Genomic DNA, 18,698 nt, shown 5'->3' with positions numbered 1-18,698 from the left:
AATGGTGTCATTCATCAGGCATTACCCCCCACCAGAATATTGTCCACTTTCAGGGCGGGCTGGCCGACCGAGGTGGGCACAGAGCCGGAGACGGAGCCGCACATGCCGGCAGCCAGCGTCAGATTGCGGCCCACCATGGAGATCTCTTTAAGCACCTGAGGGCCGGTGCCTATCAGGGTCGCCGACTTGAGTGGTCTGGTCACCTTGCCGTGCTCGATGAGGTAGGCCTCCTGCACGTTGAAGTTGAACTCGCCGGTACCCGGTTGCACCGAGCCGCCACCCATTTTTTTGGCATAGATGCCGTGTTCCACCGTGGCCAGCATCTCGTCCAGGCTGTAGTTGCCCGGCTCGATATAGGTGTTGCGCATGCGCGAGGTGGGGGCGAACTTGTAGGATTCGCGTCGTCCCGAGCCGGTACGGGCGTAACCTGTCTTGAGGGCGCCCATCCTGTCCACCAGAAAGCCGGTCAGCACGCCATCCTTGATGAGCTGGGTGTGCTGGGTCGCCATTCCTTCATCATCGACGTTGATGGAGCCCCAGGCGTTGCCCTGCAACCCTTCGTCCACCGCACTGACCGCGGGATTGGCAATCAGCTGGCCCATCTTGTCGTGGAACACCGAGGCCTTTTTGGCCACCGAGGTGGTCTCCAGCAGGTGGCCGCACGCTTCGTGGAAGATGACGCCGCCAAAGCCGCTCTCCATGATGACCGGCAGGGTACCGCTCGGGCAGGGGGCGGCGCCCAGCTTCACCAGGGCCTGGCGAGTGGCGGTGAGGGCCAGCTCGCGCGGATCGATACGCTCGGCGTGTTCCCAGCCCATCAGGGCGCCGGGGGCCTCGTAGCCCATGCTCTGCTCGCACCCTTCCCGGGCGATGGTCTGGGCCATGATGCGGTTGTAGTGGCGGCGATCGCTGACTTGCAACCCTTCGCTGTTGAAGATCTCCACCTCCTGCTCCCAGCCCAGCACGTTGCCGGAGAACTGGCTCACCTTGTCGCTCTCGGCGCGGGCCGCGGCATCCATGGCGTGCAGATAGGCGATCTTCTGCTCCAGCAGCTTGTCCGCCGACAGGGGCAGGGCCACCGGATGGCGGTCGGTGAGACGGGTGAAATCGAAGGCGGTGGCGGTCACCACGGGGTCGCGCCTGTCTTTGGCCGCCAGCAGGGTGACGATACGCAGCAGCTCGTCACGGCTGGTCTGGTTGGTGTAGCCGTAGAGCACCTTGTGGCCGTAGCACAGGCGCACGCCGATGCCGAAATCGAGGCCACCGCTGATGTTCTCTATCTGGCTGGAGAGCAGGCTGAGCTGGCTGCGGCGCTTGCGCTCCACAAACAGCTCGGCAAAGTCGGCACCCAGCGCCAGGGCGTGATCGAGCACGTCGCGGGCGATGGCAGGGGCCAACAGGGAGAATGAGGTCATAGAATTTCCTTTTCTGATCTGTCCGTTTGCTTCCGGCGCCCTGCTTTGCTTGTTATGGGGCGTCAGACTCATTGTTACAGACCAGCACAAAAAAGTCGCTATAGCGTCATACAATGATACCGATTGAGAAAATCGGCGCGAGATATGCGCCCAGGCGGTCAGCACTCGGGCTGACCGCCGGACATCAATCAGAGGAGTTCGTGGATTTCGGCCAGGATCTGGTCGACCCACTGCTCGATGCGGGAATCGGTCTGGTCGTACTGGTTTGCATCGTCGAGGGCCAGGCCGACGAAGTGGCGACCATCGTCGATCAGCGCCTTGGAGGCATCGAACTCGTACCCCTCGTTGGGCCAGTAACCCACCAGTTTGACCCCCTTGGGCACCAGCTGATCGTGCAACATGCCGAGGGCATCCTGATACCACTCGCCGTAACCGAGCTGATCGCCGAGGCCAAACAGGGCCACGATGCGTCCCTCCAGCTCCAGATCGGCGATATCTTCCCAGCGGGACTCCCAGTCCTCCTGCAGCTCACCAAAGTCCCAGGTGGAGATGCCGAGGATCAGGATGTCGTAATCCTGCATGCGCACCAGGGGCACATCCTTGATGTTGTGGATGTCGACCAGCTCGGGGCCGATGAGGGCGCGGATCTTCTCGGCGGCCATCTCGGTGTAGCAGGTGGTGGAACCGTAAAACAGACCAATCTTCATCGCTCTTCTCTTGACTGCTGTGGGCTGCGCCATGTTGGCAACCTAAGGGGAGGTCGCCAGTCTAGCAGATTGCCGGGGCCCCTACACTGCCCTCAGATATTGGCTGGCGGGCAAGCGGGCTTGCACGGGAGGCGAGCCCGCGCGCTACAATGGGCCATCTTTTCTCTGACTGCGGCGCACCATGAGCAAGCCTGACTCCCATCCCCTGATCGAACCTTTTCTCGACGCCCTTTGGCTCGAACGAGGGCTGTCTGACAACACGGTCAGCTCCTATCGCACCGACTTGGAAAAATTCGCCCTCTGGCTCGACGGGCAGGGCAGTTCCCTGCTGCTGGCGGGCATGGATGACATTCAGCACTACCTCGCCTGGCGGGTCGACAACCAGTTTGCGGCGAGCAGCACGGCTCGCTTTCTGTCGGCCCTGCGCCGTTTTTACCAGTATCTGAACCGGGAAAAATTGCGCAGCGACGATCCCACCGTGCTGCTGGAGGGACCCAAGCTGCCCAAGAAACTGCCGGCCGATCTGAGTGAAGCCGAGGTGGAGGCGCTGCTGCAGGCCCCGCTGGTGGACGATCCGCTGGAGCTCAGAGACAAGGCGATGCTGGAGCTGCTCTATGCCACCGGGCTGCGGGTCTCCGAGCTGGTGGGGCTCACCGCCGAGCATGTCAGCCTGCGCCAGGGGCTGGTGCGGGTAGTGGGCAAGGGCAACAAGGAGCGGCTGGTGCCCATGGGGGAAGAGGCTGTCTACTGGCTGGAGCGCTATTACCGGGAAGGGCGCGGTCTGCTGCTTGGCGGCACCAGCTCGGACGTGGTGTTTCCTTCCAAACGGGCCCAGATGATGACCCGCCAGACCTTCTGGCACCGTATCAAACTCTACGCCCTGCGCGCCGGCATCAACGGGGAGCTCTCCCCCCACACTCTGCGCCACGCCTTCGCCACCCATCTGCTCAATCATGGCGCCGACCTGCGGGTAGTGCAGATGCTGCTGGGCCATGCCGATCTCTCCACTACCCAGATCTACACCCATGTGGCCAATGAGCGGCTCAAGGCGCTGCACGGCGAGCATCACCCGCGCGCCTAGGCCAGATAGAGGCGGTTTTTCCCCTCCTGCTTGGCGCGATAGAGGGCGGCATCCGCTTGCGCCAGCACCTGGGCCGGCGGAGCATCCAGCGCCTCGGCAAGGCCGCCGCTGAAACGCACTTCGAGGGGGGGCTCGCGCCACTCCTGATCCACCATGGCCTGGCGCCACGCCTCCATCAGCTGGTGGGCCTGGGCCAGCTCTCCCTGCTCGAAGATGGCCACCATCTCCTCGCCGCCAAAGCGGCACAGGATTGCCTGTTCTTCCAGCAGTTGGCGGCCGATGGCGGCGGTGCGTCTCAACACGGCATCCCCGATGGGGTGGCCATATTCATCGTTGATCTGCTTGAAATTGTCGATGTCGATGATGGCAAGCACATAGGGAACGTGCTCCTGGTGCAGCCTGGCGAGCAGGCCGTCCATGTAGCGGCGGTTGTAGAGCCCGGTGAGGGCATCGCGCTGGGCCTTCTCGCTCTCGGCCTGCATCTGGTCGGAAATCATGGTGATCTCGTCCTCAAGCTCCTCGATACCCGGAATGCTGGGGATGGCGATGGGCTGTCCGGGCGGGGTAACCCGCAGCAGGCGCACCACCTGCACCAGCATGCTGATGGTATTTTCCAGGCGCTGGTGGAAGATGATGGCTACCAGTATGAACATGGCCAGGGAGAGGATCAGCCCCACCATCATGGTGGGCAGCAGCTCCTTGATGACGAAGGAGTTGCTGAACGGGAACACGGTAATGACCTGCCAGCTGGGGTTGTTGGTCAGGGTGTAGTAGGCGATCAACTCGTCATCCCCGGTCGTGAGGGTGCCATTTTGGCCCTTGACTCGAGGCAGCCAGGGCTCATCGAGCGGGGTGACATTCAGGAGCGGGTTGCTGTGTGCGATGATGAGCTGATGTTGGCGATCGTAGAGCAGATAAGCCATCTGTTTCCCGCCCTGCAACATGCGGCCGATCCGGTCCGAAACTTTCGCCAGATCGACATCAATGCCGACCACGGCCACTACCTTCCCGCTCGGGTTCAATACCGCCCGCGACAGAGTGATCACCGGAATGTGCTGGACGCTGTCGAGATAGGGAGCGCTCCAGGTGTTGATCCCCGGGGTATGAATGGCAGCCTGATACCACTGCTGCTTGGCCATGGTTTGAGTAGATGGAGTCGCCAGATGGTTGAAGTTGACCAGAGAGTTATCTCGCTGCACATAGTAGAGTCCCTTCAATAAGCTGCCCGAGCGGCTGAGTTGTTGCCACACCGAGTTGTGCCGCGCCTTCATCTCCGGCGGGAGCATACCGTCATAGGCGGCGAGATCGGCCGCCAGAATGTTGAGCTGCTCTTCGACCGAACTCAGCGCGTTGTCCCACTGCTGGGTCGTGCTGCTGCTGAAAAACTCCATGCGATCGCGCACGACATTCTGTTGTTTGATGGCAAACAGGTAGAAGCTGCTGGCGGTCATCAGCAACAGGGGCAGGGAGAGCAACAGCAAATAGCGCAGAATGAAACCATGTTTCGGTCTGGTCTTCACTGTCGGGGATGTCATGGCGATGACTCCTGTAGATTTTGCATGTATTCGATCACGATGTGGCGCGAGAGCCGCGAGCGTTTAGCCCCAGGCTGAATTGTGCCGTAGTCTACGGTGTTGTGGCCTAGTGTCAGCAAAAAAACCGCCGAAAGGCGGTTTTTTGTACACACGACAGGGGCGGGTGCTTATTTCTCCTGCCGGGCCTTGAGCAGATCGCGGATTTCGGCGAGCAGTTCCTGATCCTTGGTCGGGCCGGCCGGTGCCGCCGCGGCTTCCTCTTCCTGTTTGCGCTTGAGGGTATTGATCGCCTTCAGCCCCATGAAGATGGCGAAGGAGATGATCAGAAAGTCGATGATGGTCTGGAGAAACTTGCCATAGGCGATGACCACGGCCGGGGCCGATCCTTCCGCCGCCTTGAGAGTGATGGCCAGATCGCTGAAATCCACCCCTCCCAGGATCAGACCTATGGGTGGCATGATGACGTCGCCGACGAACGAGGAGACGATCTTGCCAAAGGCGGCCCCTATGATGATACCGACCGCCATGTCGATCACGTTGCCTCTGGATGCAAAGGCTTTGAACTCCTGGATAAGACTCATTATTTCCTCCGAAACCGAACAAGATAGAGTGTGGATCGTGTGGGCGATCCGCATCAGGAAAACGGAGGCCACGCCGCGTTGTTCCTGTCGTCTTCTCTAGCTTGCTGAGGTTGCATCTCCTTGGCAATCGGGGAATGCGGATTTTTTGGTGCCAAGGGAGTATTAATAATCAAGCAAATAACGGATTGAATAACAGGTGCCATCCATATTAGTGTGTTGGACTCAATCATTTATGCTGCAAGAGTAAAATGGTGAAGCATTTAATATCGATGGCAATGCTTCTATGCACATTTGCTGCCTATGCCGGGGTGAACCCGCAAACCCTGAAGGAGACGGTCTCCAGCCGGTTGGGGGTTCCCGTCTATCTGGTGGATCGTACCCCGATCCCCGGGCTCTACATGGTGGGCACCTCCCAGGGCGTGCTCTATAGCGATGCCAACGGAGACTATCTGGTGCAGGGGGTCATGCTGGACATGACCCGCGACATGAAAAACCTGACCCTCTCCGGCCTGCGTCATCAAAGGCGCATGGCGCTGGCACAGATAGGTGAGCCTCCCATGCTGCTTCGGGCAACGAAAGAGACGCACCGGATCACCCTCTTTACCGATGACGCCTGTACCGATTGTCGCCGGGCGCTGGATCAACTGCCCCGCCTGCAGGAGTTGGGTGTCACGGTGCAACTGCTGCCGATCGTGTCGCCCGCCGGCGGGCAGGATCGGATCTCGCCGGAACAGTGCGAGGCTGGCGCCTGGCGTCACCCCCAATTCAGTGAACATTTGCCAGTGGCGCGCTGTAGTGAGATCCTCTCCCACTATATCGGCCTGAGCCAGTGGCTCGGGATCAAGGCGCTGCCGAGCTGGGTCCTGCCAAACGGCGACCTGGTGCGCGGTTACCAGAGCCCTGAACAACTGCTCAAGATACTGGATCACATCGATGCCCCTGCAAATCCGTCGTCGTCCGCGAGTTGATGATTCCCATCTGCCCGCCACCCTTCATCCCCTGCTGCGGCAAATCTTCGCCAGCCGTGGCGTAGCAGATCCCGCCCTGCTGGAGCGTAGCGCCAATCAGCTGCTGCCGCCCCGGCGTCTGTTTGGCATGGCGCAGGCGGTGCCGCTGCTGGCGGATGCCTTGGCCGCACAGAAGCGGATCCTCATCGTCGGTGACTTCGACTGCGACGGCGCCACCAGCTCGGCCCTGTGCGTGCTGGCCCTGCGCGCCATGGGGGGCCGCCACATCGATTTTCTGGTGCCCAACCGCTTCGAGTTCGGTTACGGCCTCACCCCCGAGATCGTCGAGCTGGCGGTGGCCCGCGGCGCCGAGTTTCTCATCACGGTGGACAACGGCATCTCCAGCATCGCCGGGGTGGCGGCAGCCAAGGCGGCCGGCATGCAGGTACTGGTTACCGATCACCATTTGCCGGGCCAGGAGCTGCCTGACGCCGATGCGATAGTGAACCCCAACCAGCATGGCTGCGACTTCCCCTCCAAGTCCCTGGCCGGGGTGGGGGTGGCCTTCTACCTGATGGCGGCCCTCAACACCCACCTCAAGCAGGCGGGCTGGTACGAGCGCCACGGCATCCCGGCCCCCAATGTGGCGGACTATCTGGATCTGGTAGCCCTCGGCACCGTCGCCGACGTGGTGGCGCTCGATGGCAACAACCGTATCCTGGTCCATCAGGGCTTGCAGCGGATCCGGGCCGGGCGCTGCCGCCCCGGCATTCAGGCGCTGGTGGACGTGTCGGGCCGGGATGGTCGCCGCCTCACCGCCGCCGATCTGGGCTTCGCGCTGGGGCCACGCCTCAACGCGGTAGGCCGCCTTGATGACATGTCCCTCGGGGTCGCCTGCCTGTTGTGTGACGACCTCAACCTGGCGCGCCAGTTGGCGTCCGAGATGGACAGCCTCAACCAGGAGCGCAAGGAGATAGAGCAGGGGATGCAGCAGGAGGCCCTCGCCACCCTGGAGCAGATCCGTTTTCGCGATGGTGAAGTGCCATCGGGGATCGTATTGCACCGGGACGAGTGGCATCAGGGGGTGGTGGGGCTGGTGGCCTCCAAGGTGAAGGAGAAGTACTACCGCCCCGTCATCGCCTTTGCCGAGAGCAGCGAGACCGAGCTCAAGGGGTCCGGGCGCTCGATCCCCGGCGTGCACCTGCGCGATGCGCTCGAATTGCTCGATACCCGCCACCCGGGGCTGATGGGCAAGTTCGGTGGCCACGCCATGGCGGCGGGGCTGACCCTGCCCAAGGCCAATATCGAGGCTTTTGGTCGCGCTTTCGAGGCGGTCATCGGCGAGCTGGTGACACCTGAGCTGCTGACCGGGGTACTGCTCACCGACGGCGAACTGCTGCCGGACGAGCTCAACCTCGAGCTGGCGGAGCTTATTCGCGCCTCCGGCCCTTGGGGTCAAGCCTTCCCCGAGCCGCTGTTTGACGGCGAGTTCGTGCTGGTCCAACAGAGGTTGGTGGGGGAGAAGCACCTCAAGATGATGCTGACGACCGACTCTGGCCATGCGGTGGATGCCATCGCCTTCGGGGTCGACTTGCAGCGCTGGCCCGATGCCTCGGTCAAACGGGTGCGGCTGGTCTACCGGCTCGACGTCAACGAGTGGCGCGGCAACCGCAGCGTGCAGCTGCTGGTGGAGCATCTGGAGGCCGCCGGCCTCTGATCCGCTTGCTACTCTGCTTTTTTGATGACGACGGCCACCCCTGGGTGGCCGTTTTTTATGACAAGCATGCGGGCTTTGCCATTGACCCGTTTATAGCTTCACAGTTTAAGCTTCTCTTCATCGGGTCAGATGACGGCCCTCAGTGCGAGTTGTTGTCATGAAAATATCCGAACTGGCCCGCCGCTGCGGTGTGGCCCGCTCCACCCTGCTCTACTACGAGAAGCTGGGGGTAATTGCGGGAACGAGGGCCGCCAACGGCTATCGCCACTACGACGATGACGATCTGCAGCGGTTGCGGATGGTGCAGGCCCTGCAGGCCGGCGGGCTCAGCCTCAAGCAGTGCCTCGCTTGCCTGGCGGGAGAGATAGATCAGGAGGTATTGCAAGCCCGGGTCAGAGAGCTGGACGGCGAGCTGGCGCGGATGCAGAGAGCGCGGGATCTGCTGGCAGACCTCGCAGGCTTGAGCACTCACTCCGGCGACGAGTTCAAGGCCTGGCAGTTACAACTGCAGCGTGAAGCGCCAGAGGCCTACTTCGACTGGGTGATGAAGCAGGGATTCAGTGAAAAGGAGCGCTACTACTTGCAATGGCTCAGTAAAGACCTGAACGAGCATGATCGCTACATCCGCGATTTCAAGCAGTTGCTGGATGGCATGAGCTATTGGGGACCGGGGGATCGCGCCTTCACCCAGCAGCAATTCGCCGCGCTGCCTATTCAACCGCGCCGGATCCTCGACATGGGCTGCGGGCGCGGCGCCTCTACCCTGGCTCTGGCCCAGGTGACGGACGCTGCCATCGTGGCCATTGACCTCGACGAGGAGGCGCTGGCCGCCTTGGCCAGATCGGCCAGCGCGGCTGGCTTTGAGCAGGTCACTACCCTGTGCGCCAACATGGCGGCACTGCCGGTAGAGCTGGCTGCGGCGGACCTTATCTGGGCCGAAGGGAGCGCCTACACCATAGGGGTGGCCAATGCGCTGAAAGCCTGGTGGGCGCACCTTGCCGACCCCGCTGCCTGCATCGTGCTGAGCGAGCTGGTGTGGCTGACCGACACGCCGCCAGAGGAGGCGCTGGTGTTCTGGCAGCAAGAGTATCCGGCGATGCAGAGCCTGCCCGCTCTGCTCGAAACAGTGCGAGCGACCGGTTATCGCTGCCTCTCCCATACCCTGTTGCCCATGGTTGCCTGGCACAACTATTTGAATCCCATTGAAATGAACCTGGCCCGTTATCAAGCAGAGCTCGGAGAGAGTGCTGCCTATAAGGATTTGGCTCGTGAGCTGGCCATCCATCGCCAATACCTTGGCAGCTACGGCTATGTGATCTGTTGCCTGCAGGTGGCCTGATCATCCCATCAAGCGAGAGAGAAAGAACAATATGAACATAATTATTCGACCCGAAACGGATGCTGATTATGATGCCATCGAAGCCGTGACCATCGCCGCTTTCCTTGAGGCGCCCCATACCGATCACAACGAGCAGCTGATCGTGCGCGACCTGCGCCAGGCCGGGGCACTCAGTCTGTCGCTGGTGGCGGAGCAGGCGGGGCGGGTGGTCGGCCACCTCTGCTTCTCGCCGGTGACCATCAGTGATGGCAGCAAGAACTGGTTTGGCCTTGGTCCCATCTCGGTACTGCCCGAGCTGCATGGCAAGGGGATAGGGTCACACCTGATGGCGGAAGGGCTGGCCGCTCTCGAGGAGCAAGGTGCGGACGGTTGTGTAGTGCTGGGGGATCCAGGCTTCTACGGCCGCTTTGGCTTTGAGCAGAACCCGGCGTTGGTGTTACCCGGTGTGCCACCCGAGTACTTTATGGCCAGGTCGTTTGGTGCAACCAGTGCCCGTGGTGAGGTGAGCTACCACCCGGCTTTCAATCAGGGATAACAAGACAGAATTGCGGTCAGCGGCCGCCGTGTCTGGATAAAAAATGAGGCGCCTTATGGCGCCTCTTGTCTATGGTACTTCCTTAACGCGGGATCAGCGCTCGCCAGCCCAGGGGTGAGCCTTGGGGCGCAGCGCCAGTGCCAGCACCAGCAGCAGGGCGGTCAGGCCGTACAGGGGCCAGTTACCAAAGCGCAGGTAGGGGGTCTCGCCGTGGGCGGGGCGCACTTCGCTGCGCAGCACCGCCGCCTCGAATTGCGGGATCTGGCCGATGATGCTGCCATCGATCTCGGTGACGACCGTGATGCCGGTGTTGGTGGCGCGCAGCAGCGGTCGCGCCAGCTCGAGGGCACGCATCCGGGCGATCTGCATGTGCTGCCAGGGACCGATACTGGTGCCAAACCAGGCGTCGTTGGAGACGGTCAGCAGGAAGTCGGTTTCTGGCGTGACATTGCGGCGCACCTCTTCCGGAAAGATGATCTCGTAGCAGATGGCCGCGGCAAACTTGAGCCCTTTGGCGATCAGGTTGGGCTGGATCGCATCGCCCGGGCTGAAGGAGGACATGGGCAGATTGAAGAAGGGGGCGATGGGGCGCAGCAGATCTTCAAACGGCACGAATTCGCCGATGGGCAGCAGGTGATACTTGTTGTAGCGATTCGGGTGGTTGTAGAAGTAGGACTCCTTGCCGTCCGCATCCTGTACCCCCATGCCGAGCACGGTATTGTAGAAACGCTGCTGCTCCTGGTCGTAATGAATGATCCCTGCCAGCAGGCCGGTCTCGTTCACCTTCATCGCCTTGTCCAGATTCTCCAGATAGGGGCCCATCTGCTGCTCGAGGGCCGGGATCGCCGACTCCGGCCAGACGATGATGTCGGCATCCTGATTCTCGCGACTGAGATCCTGATAGGTGCGCACCGTCGGGGCCAGCGCCTCCGGATCCCACTTGAGGGACTGGGCGATATTGCCCTGCACCAGAGCCACCTTGACCGGCTCGCCCCGGGTGACCCAGTCAATCTGCATCAGGCTGTGACCACCGGCCACCAGGGCGGCGGGCAGCAACAACCAGAAGGGAGAGCGGGACTTCCACACCATCCAGAGGGCGGAGCTGGCGAGCAGCAGCGCAAGCGTGATGCCTTGAACCCCCAGAACGGGGGCGAAGCCCTTGAGGGGGCCGTCGATCTGGGTGTAGCCGAACCAGAGCCAGGGAAAGCCTGTCATCACCCAGCCGCGCAGCCAGTCTGCTACCAGCCAGAGTGCCGGGAAGGCGAGCAGCCAGCGGCTCCAGTGACGGCCGCCAAAGAAGCGGGCGAAGACCCAGCAGGCCAGCGCCGGATAGAGCGCCAGATAGGCGGAGAGCAGGGCCAGCAGCACGAAGGCGACCGGCAGTATGATGCCGCCAAATTCCGTCATGCTGACGTGGATCCACCACAGCCCCGGCAGAAACAGCCCCATGGCGTAGCCAAAGCCGCGCCAGGCCGCCTGGCTGGGGGTTGCCTTGTCCAGCAGGGCATAAAGGCCGAGCAGGGAGGGGATCACCAGCGGCCAGTAGTTGAAGGGGGAGAAGGCAAAGACGGCGCAGGCTCCGGCTGCCAGGGCACTGATACTTAACAGGATTTTGGATGTCACGGGTGATGTTTTCACGGGTGATGGATGCTCGTCTTGGGCTGCTGGGTTGAATGGGCGGTATCTTACCCCGTAAGGCGGGTGACCGCGAGCCTGCAGATAGCACAACGCCCCGTGATCGGGGCGTTGTTGGTATCATCCAAAGCGGCGTTATTGCGGCTCTGATTGAGCCACCGCGTGGTTCTCCGGGATCTTCACCTGCAGTTGCTGCAAACGGCGCCGGTCGGCGTGCATCACCTTGAACAGGTAGCCATCCAGCTCGATCTCCTCGCCCTTCTTGGGCAGGTGGCTGAAGGCGTGCATCACCAGACCGCCCACCGTATCCACCTCTTCATCGCTGAACTTGGTGCCGAAGAAGTCGTTGAAATCCTCGATCTCGGTGAGGGCGCTGATGGAGAAGACCCGCTTGCTGAGACGACGGATCTCTTCGGGCTCGTCCTCGATATCGTCAAACTCGTCGTCGATCTCGCCGACGATGAGCTCCAGTATGTCTTCAATGGTCACCAGACCGGAGACGCCACCAAACTCGTCGACCACGATGGCCATGTGGTAGCGCTCTTCGCGAAACTCCTTGAGCAGGCGGTCGACCCGTTTGCTCTCGGGCACGATCACGGTGGGGCGCAGAATGTTCTCGAGCTGCAGCGGCTCCTTGGCCAGATCGCCGCCGAAACCGAATGGCAGCAGATCCTTGGCGAGCAGTATGCCCTCGACGTGATCCTTGTCTTCGTTGATCACCGGGAAGCGGGAGTGGCCGGATTCGATGATCACCGGCAGGATCTCGTCCACCGGCTGGGATTTCTCGATGGTCACCATCTGGGAGCGGGGGATCATGATGTCGCGCACGCGCAGATCGGCGATCTCCAGCACCCCTTCGATCATGTCCTTGGTGTCCTGATCGATGAGGTCGCGCTCTTCGGCATCGGCTATCACGTCTACCAAATCATTGCGGTCTTTTGGCTCGCCCTGGAAGAGTTGGCTGAGTTTGTCGAGCCAGGTTTTCTTCGGCGAGCCGGTACTAGGGTGATCGTCGGTCATTTTTTCTCTTGGTTACTCATTGAAGATACTGATGTTTTGTCTTTGCTATATGAGGATGGCCAACATCCGTTTCAAGCTGCCGGCCCGCCCCTTTCGCCATTACACTTCGTCGTTCAGATAAGGGTCGGCATAGCCGAGTTCCTGCATGATGTCGCGCTCGAGCTGCTCCATCTCTTCGGCTTCCTCATCCTCGATATGGTCATAACCTAGCAGATGCAGACTGCCGTGCACAACCATGTGCGCCCAGTGGGCCTCCAGCGGCTTGCCCTGCTCACTGGCCTCTCGCTCCACCACCTGGCGGCAGATGACGAGATCGCCGAGCAGCGGCAGCTCGAGGCCAGGGGGCGCCTCGAACGGGAAGGAGAGCACATTGGTGGGCTTGTCCTTGCCGCGATAGGTGAGGTTGAGCTCGTTGCTCTCCGCCTCGTCGACGATGCGTACCGTCACCTCGGCCTCGGTCTGAAAGCCGAGGATGGTGCCGTCGAGCCAGCCCTGCAGCTGGGTTTCGCTCGGCAGCCCATCGGTGCTGGCACTGGCAAGTTGCAGATCCAGAGTCACGCTCATTGTTCGTTCTCCTTGCGGGTGTTTGCCGCGCTCTTCTCGGCTGCCTGAGCGGCATCGAATGCCTCGTAGGCTTGCACTATGCGGGCCACTACCGGGTGGCGCACCACGTCGGTGGACTGGAAGAAGTTGAAGGAGAGACCATCGACATTCTGCAGCACTTCCAGGGCATGGCGCAGGCCGGACTTGGCGTTGCGCGGCAGGTCGATCTGGGTGATGTCGCCGGTGACCACCGCCTTGGAGTTGAAGCCAATGCGGGTCAGGAACATCTTCATCTGTTCCGTGGTGGTGTTCTGGGCTTCATCCAGAATGATGAAGGCATCATTCAGGGTGCGACCGCGCATATAGGCGAGCGGCGCTACCTCTATGATGTTGCGCTCCATCAGCTTCTCCACTCGCTCGAAACCCAGCATCTCGAACAGGGCGTCGTAGAGGGGGCGCAGGTAGGGGTCCACCTTCTGGGAGAGATCGCCGGGCAGGAAGCCGAGCTTCTCACCCGCTTCCACCGCCGGACGGGTCAGCAGAATGCGACGGATCTCCTGACGTTCCAGGGCATCCACCGCCGCCGCGACCGCCAGATAGGTCTTGCCGGTACCGGCCGGACCAATGCCGAAGCAGATGTCGTGGCGCACGATATTGGCGATGTACTGGGCCTGGTTGGGGCTGCGTGGCTTGATGAGGCCGCGCTTGGTCTTGACCGTCACTTCCTTGCCATAGGGGATGCTCGGCGTCGGCTCGTCATCCTGCTCCAGCACCCGCGACTCCAAAATGGCCAGATGAACCATGTCGGGGGTGATGTCGGTCACCTTGCCCCCCTTGAGGGGCTGGGTCTCGACGTAGAGATGCTTGATGATGACGGCAGCTGCATCCACCTGGGCCTGCTTGCCCAGCAGCTGGAAGTGGTTGTCGCGATAGCTGATCTCGATGCCGAGGCGGCGCTCCAGCTGCTTGAGGTTGTCATCGAACGGGCCGCAGAGGCTGGCGAGGCGCTGGTTATCGGCGGGCTCCAGATGCAGATTCAGGGTCGAGATGTGTCGGCTCACGGTATCCTCGTCTCAAGGCGCTCCCCCTGCGTCCGGGCACAGGGGGAGGAGGGGATTAATGGGGAGTGAAGGCGGCCACGCCCAGCTCGTCCGGCACGTTGTCAGGACGACGGGCCAGGATCTCGCTCGGGGCGGTGGCGATGCGCAGGTTCATCTCGCTCTCGCCGCGGATGAAGGTGCCGCGCAAGGAGTTGGGCAGCACCTCGGTGATCTCCACGTCGGCAAAGCCACCGATCAGGGTATGCGGGCCTTCGAAGTTGACCACCCGGTTGTTCTCGGTGCGACCACACAGCTCCATGGGGTTGAGCTTGGAGGGCCCCTCCACCAGGATGCGCTGGGTGGTGCCCAGCATGGCGCGGCCAATCTGCATCGCCTGGTTGTTGATGGCGTGCTGCAGGCGGGACAGACGGGCTTTTTTCACCTCCATGTCGACATCGTCGGGCATGTCGGCGGCCGGAGTGCCGGGGCGCGGGCTATAGATGAAGCTGAAGCTCATGTCGAAACCGACATCCTCGATCAGCTTCATGGTGGCCTCGAAATCCTCGTCCGTCTCGTTCGGGAAACCGACGATGAAGTCGGAACTGATGGTGATGTCGGGACGGGCGGCGCGCAGGCGGCGGATCTTGGACTTGTACTCCAGCACTGTATGCGGGCGCTTCATCATGGTCAGGATGCGATCAGAGCCGCTCTGCACCGGCAGGTGCAGGAAGCTGACCACTTCCGGCGTGTCCTTGTAAACCTCGATGATGTCGTCGGTGAACTCGATGGGGTGGCTGGTGGTGTAGCGCACGCGGTCGATGCCGTCGATGGCGGCCACCAGGCGAAGCAGCTCGGCGAAGGTGCAGATGCCGCCATCGAAGGTGGCGCCGCGATAGGCGTTGACGTTCTGGCCGAGCAGGTTCACCTCGCGCACGCCCTGCTGGGCGAGCTGGGCGATTTCGTAGAGCACGTCATCCATCGGCCGGCTCACCTCTTCACCACGGGTGTAGGGCACCACGCAGAAGGAGCAGTACTTGGAGCAGCCTTCCATGATGGAGACAAAGGCGGTGGCCCCTTCGGCGCGCGGCTCGGGCAGGCGATCGAACTTCTCGATTTCGGGGAAGCTGACGTCCACCTGGGCGCCACGGCCCTCCTGAACCTGTTTGATCATCACCGGCAGGCGGTGCAGGGTTTGCGGACCAAACACGATATCCACGTAGGGGGCGCGGCTGCGAATGGCGTCGCCCTCCTGAGAGGCAACGCAGCCACCCACACCGATCACCAGATCGGGCTTGCTTGCCTTGAGCTTCTTCCAGCGCCCCAGCTGGTGGAACACTTTTTCCTGCGCCTTTTCGCGAATGGAACAGGTGTTCAGCAGCAAGACGTCTGCCTCTTCGGGCTCTTCGGTCAGCGTGTAGCCATTGCTGGCATCCAACAGGTCAGCCATCTTGGACGAGTCATACTCGTTCATCTGGCAACCCCAGGTTTTAATGTGAAGTTTCTTGCTCATTGCTTCTCTTGACTGGTTTTGAAATCGGCATGGTCAAAGGACCGCGCATTTTACTCCGCAATCGGGGTGCTGACCAGTTAATATCCAGCTGCCATGGTGGCCGAAGTGGCCCATGCCGGTCCGGTAGTTCATCCCTTTCCCCTTGATTTGACGCGGCAATTCTCCGTTTGCCTCACTGTTTCCGGCGCGTCCTTGCGTTATGATGCCCCCATCAGGTTCAGGCTCGCGTCATCGTCGGGCCACCCCTCTTCAGGAACAACGTTATGGAACACTGTGATATTGCCATCGTCGGTGCCGGCATGGTGGGCGCCGCCACCGCCTGCCTGCTGGCGGCCCAGGGCCTCTCGGTGCGGGTCATCGAGACCCGGTTGCCGGAATCCTACGACCCGGCGCAGCCGCTGGATCTGCGGGTCTCCGCCATCAGCCAGGCCTCGGTGGCGTTGCTGGAGCAGGCCGGCGCCTGGCAATACCTGCAGCAGATGCGGCTGTGCCCCTATCGCCGGCTGGAGACCTGGGAGCTGGACGGCTTTGCCACCCGCTTCAACGCGGCCGATCTTGGCCTGCCCCAGCTGGGCTACATCATCGAAAACCGGCTGGTGCAGTTGGCGCTGCTCAAACGGATGGAGGATTTTCCCAATATCCAGACCCATACCCCGGCGGCGGTGCTGAGCCTGCGCCAGAGTACCGACGATGTGATGCTGCAGCTGGACGATGAAACGATGCTCTCGGCGCGCTGGGTGCTGGCCTGTGACGGCGCGGAATCCCATACCCGCAAACTGGCCGGCATCGGCGTGTCGCGATTCGAGTATCGCCAGCACTGCATGCTGATCAATATCGATACCGAGTTCGCGCAAGAGGACATCACCTGGCAGCAGTTTACCCCGAGCGGTCCGCGCGCTTTCTTGCCACTGCCCGGCCGGCATGGCTCCCTGGTATGGTATGACAGCCCGGCCCGCATTCGGGCCCTCGGTGCCATGAGCAACGAGGCGCTGGCGGCCGAGGTGCGTCGCCACTTCCCGGCTCGCCTCGGTGGTTTTACCGTAACCGGCAAGGGGAGCTTCCCGCTGGTGCGTCGCCACGCCAACGACTATCACGCCGGGCGGGTGGTGTTGCTTGGCGATGCCGCCCACACCATCAACCCGCTGGCGGGGCAGGGGGTCAACCTCGGCTTCAAGGATGTCGCCTGCTGGGCGGATTTGTTGCACAGTGCCGGTACCGGGTGGCACAAGCCCGAGCTGGCGACCCGCTATGAACGGCGCCGACGCCCGGACAACCTGCTGATGCAGTCGGGGATGGATCTCTTCTACGGCGCATTCAGCAATGAGATAGGCCCGCTCAAGCTGGCCCGCAACCTGGCCCTCAATGTGGCGGACAAGGCGGGGCCGCTCAAGGAGATGGCGCTGCGCTACGCGCTGGGCCTGGTCTGAGACAGATTGGCAATAGATAGGTCGGGGCAGTTATCGCCAACATGGCCACAACGACAAGGGGGTCGGTTCTGGTGAACCGACCCCCTTGTGTATCAGGCCTGTCGTTGCTGCAAGATTACGGATGAGCCGCGCGATAGAGGGTCCACTCCTCGACCACCTGGCCATCCGGCAGATGGCAGTATCCCACGGCGCCATCGGCTTCCTGCTTGATGATGACCTTGCCTCCCTGCTCAGCGCAGTAGACCGAGGCCGGATTGGCCATGCCGACCGGGGCAGGCGCTTTCTCGGTGGCGCAGCCGGCCAGCAGCAGAACGGGTAGTAGCGCAATAACCGTTTTTATCATGTTGATCTCCCTTCATATGTTGACTGGGTACTTGCTGCCCCATCTTATGCCTCCCTCAGTGGCAAGGCAAAAGATGAGTCCGGCTTATCGTCCGGTTGCGGCGCAGACAGTCGGGTGGGCCTCCAGAACCAGTTGCAGGAAGCGATCCCGGATGGGATCGGCAAATTCCGGGTTCCACACCAGACTGATTTCCCACTCCGAATAGGGACCCGAGAGGGGGTAGAGGGTCACATCCGGGCCTGCAATGAAGCTGACGCTGCGCGGCAGTATGGCGTTGCCGATGCCGGCGGAGACCAGGGCGACCAGGGTCTGGACATCTTCCGTCTCCTGGATCATGCCGGTCAGCCGGTTGGCGCCGAGGAAACTGGCGATCTGCTGGCTAAGGCCGGGGCAGCGATGGCCGACCATCTGCAACAACGGTTGGCTGGTCAGAGCCCGTTCGACGTCGAAAGTGGCCGGATCCGATCCCGTGACCCGGGTGGGAACGGCCAGCACCAACCGGTCGGTCAACAACCTGTGTTCCTGCAGTTGCGGTGCCTGGGGCCGACGCATGAAGCCCAGTTGCAGTTGGCCACAGAGCAGCTGTTGGTGCTGAATGGCGGAAGGCATGTCCTGCAGATGGACCATCACCTCGGGAACCAGCTGCCTGAAGCGGGCCACCAGCGAGGGGGCCAGCGCGAAGCTGGACAGTCCGAAACCTATCTTGAGTCGCCCGGCGATGCCGCTCGCCAGCGCCAGGGCATGGCGCTCGAATCCCTTGCCGTGTTCGACCAGGGCGTTGGCCTGGGTAAGCAACTGGGCGCCGAGAGAGGTCAGCTCGGCGCCGTGCCTGCCCCGGTGGAACAGGGTGCAGCCAAGGGCCTGTTCCAGCCCCTGGATCTGCTTGGTGAGGGCCGGCTGGGTGATGAAGAGCCGGTTGGCGGCCTCCCGGTAGTTGGCAGTCTTTGCCAGCATCACGAAAGCCTGCAGTTGCCTCAAGTCGAATTTCATTCCAGTTGGTTATCCAATATGGCGATTTATTGATTATAAATTATCACACCTCCTTGCTGTAATGGATGTGCGGCGGGCCTGTTGCCCGTCCGGCACACAAGGAGTCACGCCATGTCTAGCAAACGCTATCTGTTCTTAATCAAGGGATCCCTGGTGATGGCACAGCCACTGGCTGCCCCCGAAACGGGAGAGCTCTTGACGAGTCTGCTGCAACAGGGTTTTGCGGTTGGTCCCCTGCAAGTCTGGGCAAGCAACGCCGAGCAGGCCCTCGCCTGCTACGAGCGAGCCGCCCAGCAGCGGGCCTTCGGCGATATCCTGGCGGGGGCCGAACCC

At 61.9% G+C, this 18,698-nt stretch carries 18 protein-coding genes; 7 read left to right on the top strand and 11 right to left on the bottom strand.

Annotated elements, in window-relative coordinates; translation table 11 throughout:
- Positions 1-14 precede the first annotated feature (14 nt).
- Both BN1123_RS05245 and fldB read right to left on the bottom strand, forming a co-directional pair.
- Entirely contained in the window at positions 15-1,415 is a 1,401-nt protein-coding gene (locus BN1123_RS05245; RefSeq protein WP_042025719.1) for a TldD/PmbA family protein, read from the bottom strand.
- A 188-nt stretch (positions 1,416-1,603) separates the two neighbouring features.
- Positions 1,604-2,122 (bottom strand): flavodoxin FldB, encoded by a 519-nt coding sequence (gene fldB, locus BN1123_RS05240; RefSeq protein ID WP_042025718.1) that lies wholly within the window; start codon positions 2,120-2,122, stop codon positions 1,604-1,606.
- A 181-nt stretch (positions 2,123-2,303) separates the two neighbouring features.
- Here fldB and xerD point away from each other — a divergent pair, with 181 nt between their 5' ends.
- Positions 2,304-3,203: a site-specific tyrosine recombinase XerD gene (xerD, locus tag BN1123_RS05235; RefSeq protein ID WP_042025717.1), complete on the top strand. Its 900-nt coding sequence runs from the start codon at positions 2,304-2,306 to the stop codon at positions 3,201-3,203.
- On the opposite strand, the gene BN1123_RS05230 is transcribed toward xerD, so the two are convergent.
- Positions 3,200-4,738, bottom strand: a complete 1,539-nt coding sequence (locus tag BN1123_RS05230) for a sensor domain-containing diguanylate cyclase (RefSeq protein ID WP_042025716.1) — start codon at positions 4,736-4,738, stop codon at positions 3,200-3,202. The genes xerD and BN1123_RS05230 overlap by 4 nt on opposite strands.
- 167 nt (positions 4,739-4,905) lie before the next feature.
- A complete protein-coding gene (mscL, locus tag BN1123_RS05225) occupies positions 4,906-5,319 on the bottom strand; it encodes a large-conductance mechanosensitive channel protein MscL (RefSeq protein ID WP_026458293.1) in 414 nt (137 codons plus the stop codon).
- Positions 5,320-5,594: 275 nt separating this feature from the next.
- Here mscL and BN1123_RS05220 point away from each other — a divergent pair, with 275 nt between their 5' ends.
- The 4 genes from BN1123_RS05220 (at position 5,595) to BN1123_RS05205 (ending at position 9,857) form a co-directional block, all read left to right on the top strand.
- Positions 5,595-6,287, top strand: a complete 693-nt coding sequence (locus tag BN1123_RS05220; RefSeq protein ID WP_224212403.1) for a disulfide isomerase DsbC N-terminal domain-containing protein — start codon at positions 5,595-5,597, stop codon at positions 6,285-6,287.
- Positions 6,253-7,983 (top strand): single-stranded-DNA-specific exonuclease RecJ, encoded by a 1,731-nt coding sequence (gene recJ, locus BN1123_RS05215; RefSeq protein ID WP_042025715.1) that lies wholly within the window; start codon positions 6,253-6,255, stop codon positions 7,981-7,983. The genes BN1123_RS05220 and recJ overlap by 35 nt, the downstream gene beginning before the upstream one ends.
- A 157-nt stretch (positions 7,984-8,140) precedes the next feature.
- Positions 8,141-9,322, top strand: coding sequence for a MerR family transcriptional regulator (locus tag BN1123_RS05210; protein WP_042025714.1), 1,182 nt, complete (start codon positions 8,141-8,143; stop codon positions 9,320-9,322).
- Positions 9,323-9,353: 31 nt separating this feature from the next.
- Positions 9,354-9,857, top strand: a complete 504-nt coding sequence (locus tag BN1123_RS05205; protein WP_042025713.1) for a GNAT family N-acetyltransferase — start codon at positions 9,354-9,356, stop codon at positions 9,855-9,857.
- A 93-nt stretch (positions 9,858-9,950) separates the two neighbouring features.
- On the opposite strand, the gene lnt is transcribed toward BN1123_RS05205, so the two are convergent.
- From lnt to miaB, 5 genes are all read right to left on the bottom strand, one after another.
- Positions 9,951-11,495 carry an apolipoprotein N-acyltransferase gene (gene lnt, locus BN1123_RS05200; protein WP_042025712.1) on the bottom strand — a complete coding sequence of 515 codons (1,545 nt, stop codon included), beginning with the start codon at positions 11,493-11,495 and terminating at the stop codon, positions 9,951-9,953.
- A gap of 132 nt (positions 11,496-11,627) precedes the next feature.
- On the bottom strand, positions 11,628-12,512 hold the full coding sequence (gene corC, locus BN1123_RS05195) for a CNNM family magnesium/cobalt transport protein CorC (RefSeq protein WP_026455931.1): 885 nt from the start codon (positions 12,510-12,512) through the stop codon (positions 11,628-11,630).
- 99 nt (positions 12,513-12,611) lie between these two features.
- Positions 12,612-13,076, bottom strand: a complete 465-nt coding sequence (gene ybeY, locus BN1123_RS05190; protein ID WP_042025711.1) for an rRNA maturation RNase YbeY — start codon at positions 13,074-13,076, stop codon at positions 12,612-12,614.
- Positions 13,073-14,116, bottom strand: a complete 1,044-nt coding sequence (locus BN1123_RS05185; protein ID WP_042025710.1) for a PhoH family protein — start codon at positions 14,114-14,116, stop codon at positions 13,073-13,075. The genes ybeY and BN1123_RS05185 overlap by 4 nt, the downstream gene beginning before the upstream one ends.
- A 55-nt stretch (positions 14,117-14,171) precedes the next feature.
- On the bottom strand, positions 14,172-15,605 hold the full coding sequence (gene miaB / locus BN1123_RS05180) for a tRNA (N6-isopentenyl adenosine(37)-C2)-methylthiotransferase MiaB (protein ID WP_042025709.1): 1,434 nt from the start codon (positions 15,603-15,605) through the stop codon (positions 14,172-14,174).
- A 263-nt stretch (positions 15,606-15,868) separates the two neighbouring features.
- On the opposite strand from miaB, the gene BN1123_RS05175 reads away from it, so the two are divergent.
- The gene (locus BN1123_RS05175; RefSeq protein WP_042025708.1) at positions 15,869-17,032 is read left to right on the top strand and encodes an FAD-dependent oxidoreductase; all 1,164 of its coding nucleotides are present in this window, start codon (positions 15,869-15,871) and stop codon (positions 17,030-17,032) included.
- Positions 17,033-17,147: 115 nt separating this feature from the next.
- On the opposite strand, the gene BN1123_RS05170 is transcribed toward BN1123_RS05175, so the two are convergent.
- Both BN1123_RS05170 and BN1123_RS05165 read right to left on the bottom strand, forming a co-directional pair.
- Positions 17,148-17,375, bottom strand: a complete 228-nt coding sequence (locus tag BN1123_RS05170) for a putative hemolysin (RefSeq protein WP_042025707.1) — start codon at positions 17,373-17,375, stop codon at positions 17,148-17,150.
- Positions 17,376-17,459: 84 nt separating this feature from the next.
- The gene (locus BN1123_RS05165) at positions 17,460-18,365 is read right to left on the bottom strand and encodes a LysR family transcriptional regulator (protein ID WP_042025706.1); all 906 of its coding nucleotides are present in this window, start codon (positions 18,363-18,365) and stop codon (positions 17,460-17,462) included.
- Positions 18,366-18,476: 111 nt separating this feature from the next.
- On the opposite strand from BN1123_RS05165, the gene BN1123_RS05160 reads away from it, so the two are divergent.
- A partial coding sequence (locus tag BN1123_RS05160; RefSeq protein WP_042025705.1) for a hypothetical protein occupies positions 18,477-18,698 on the top strand: 222 nt, incomplete at its 3' end.

Origin of the sequence: Aeromonas enteropelogenes (assembly GCF_000819845.1) — a bacterium.
GTDB lineage: Bacteria > Pseudomonadota > Gammaproteobacteria > Enterobacterales > Aeromonadaceae > Aeromonas > Aeromonas enteropelogenes.
The sequence above is the reverse complement of the archived record's forward strand: the minus strand, read 5'-3'. Positions and strand labels throughout refer to the sequence as shown.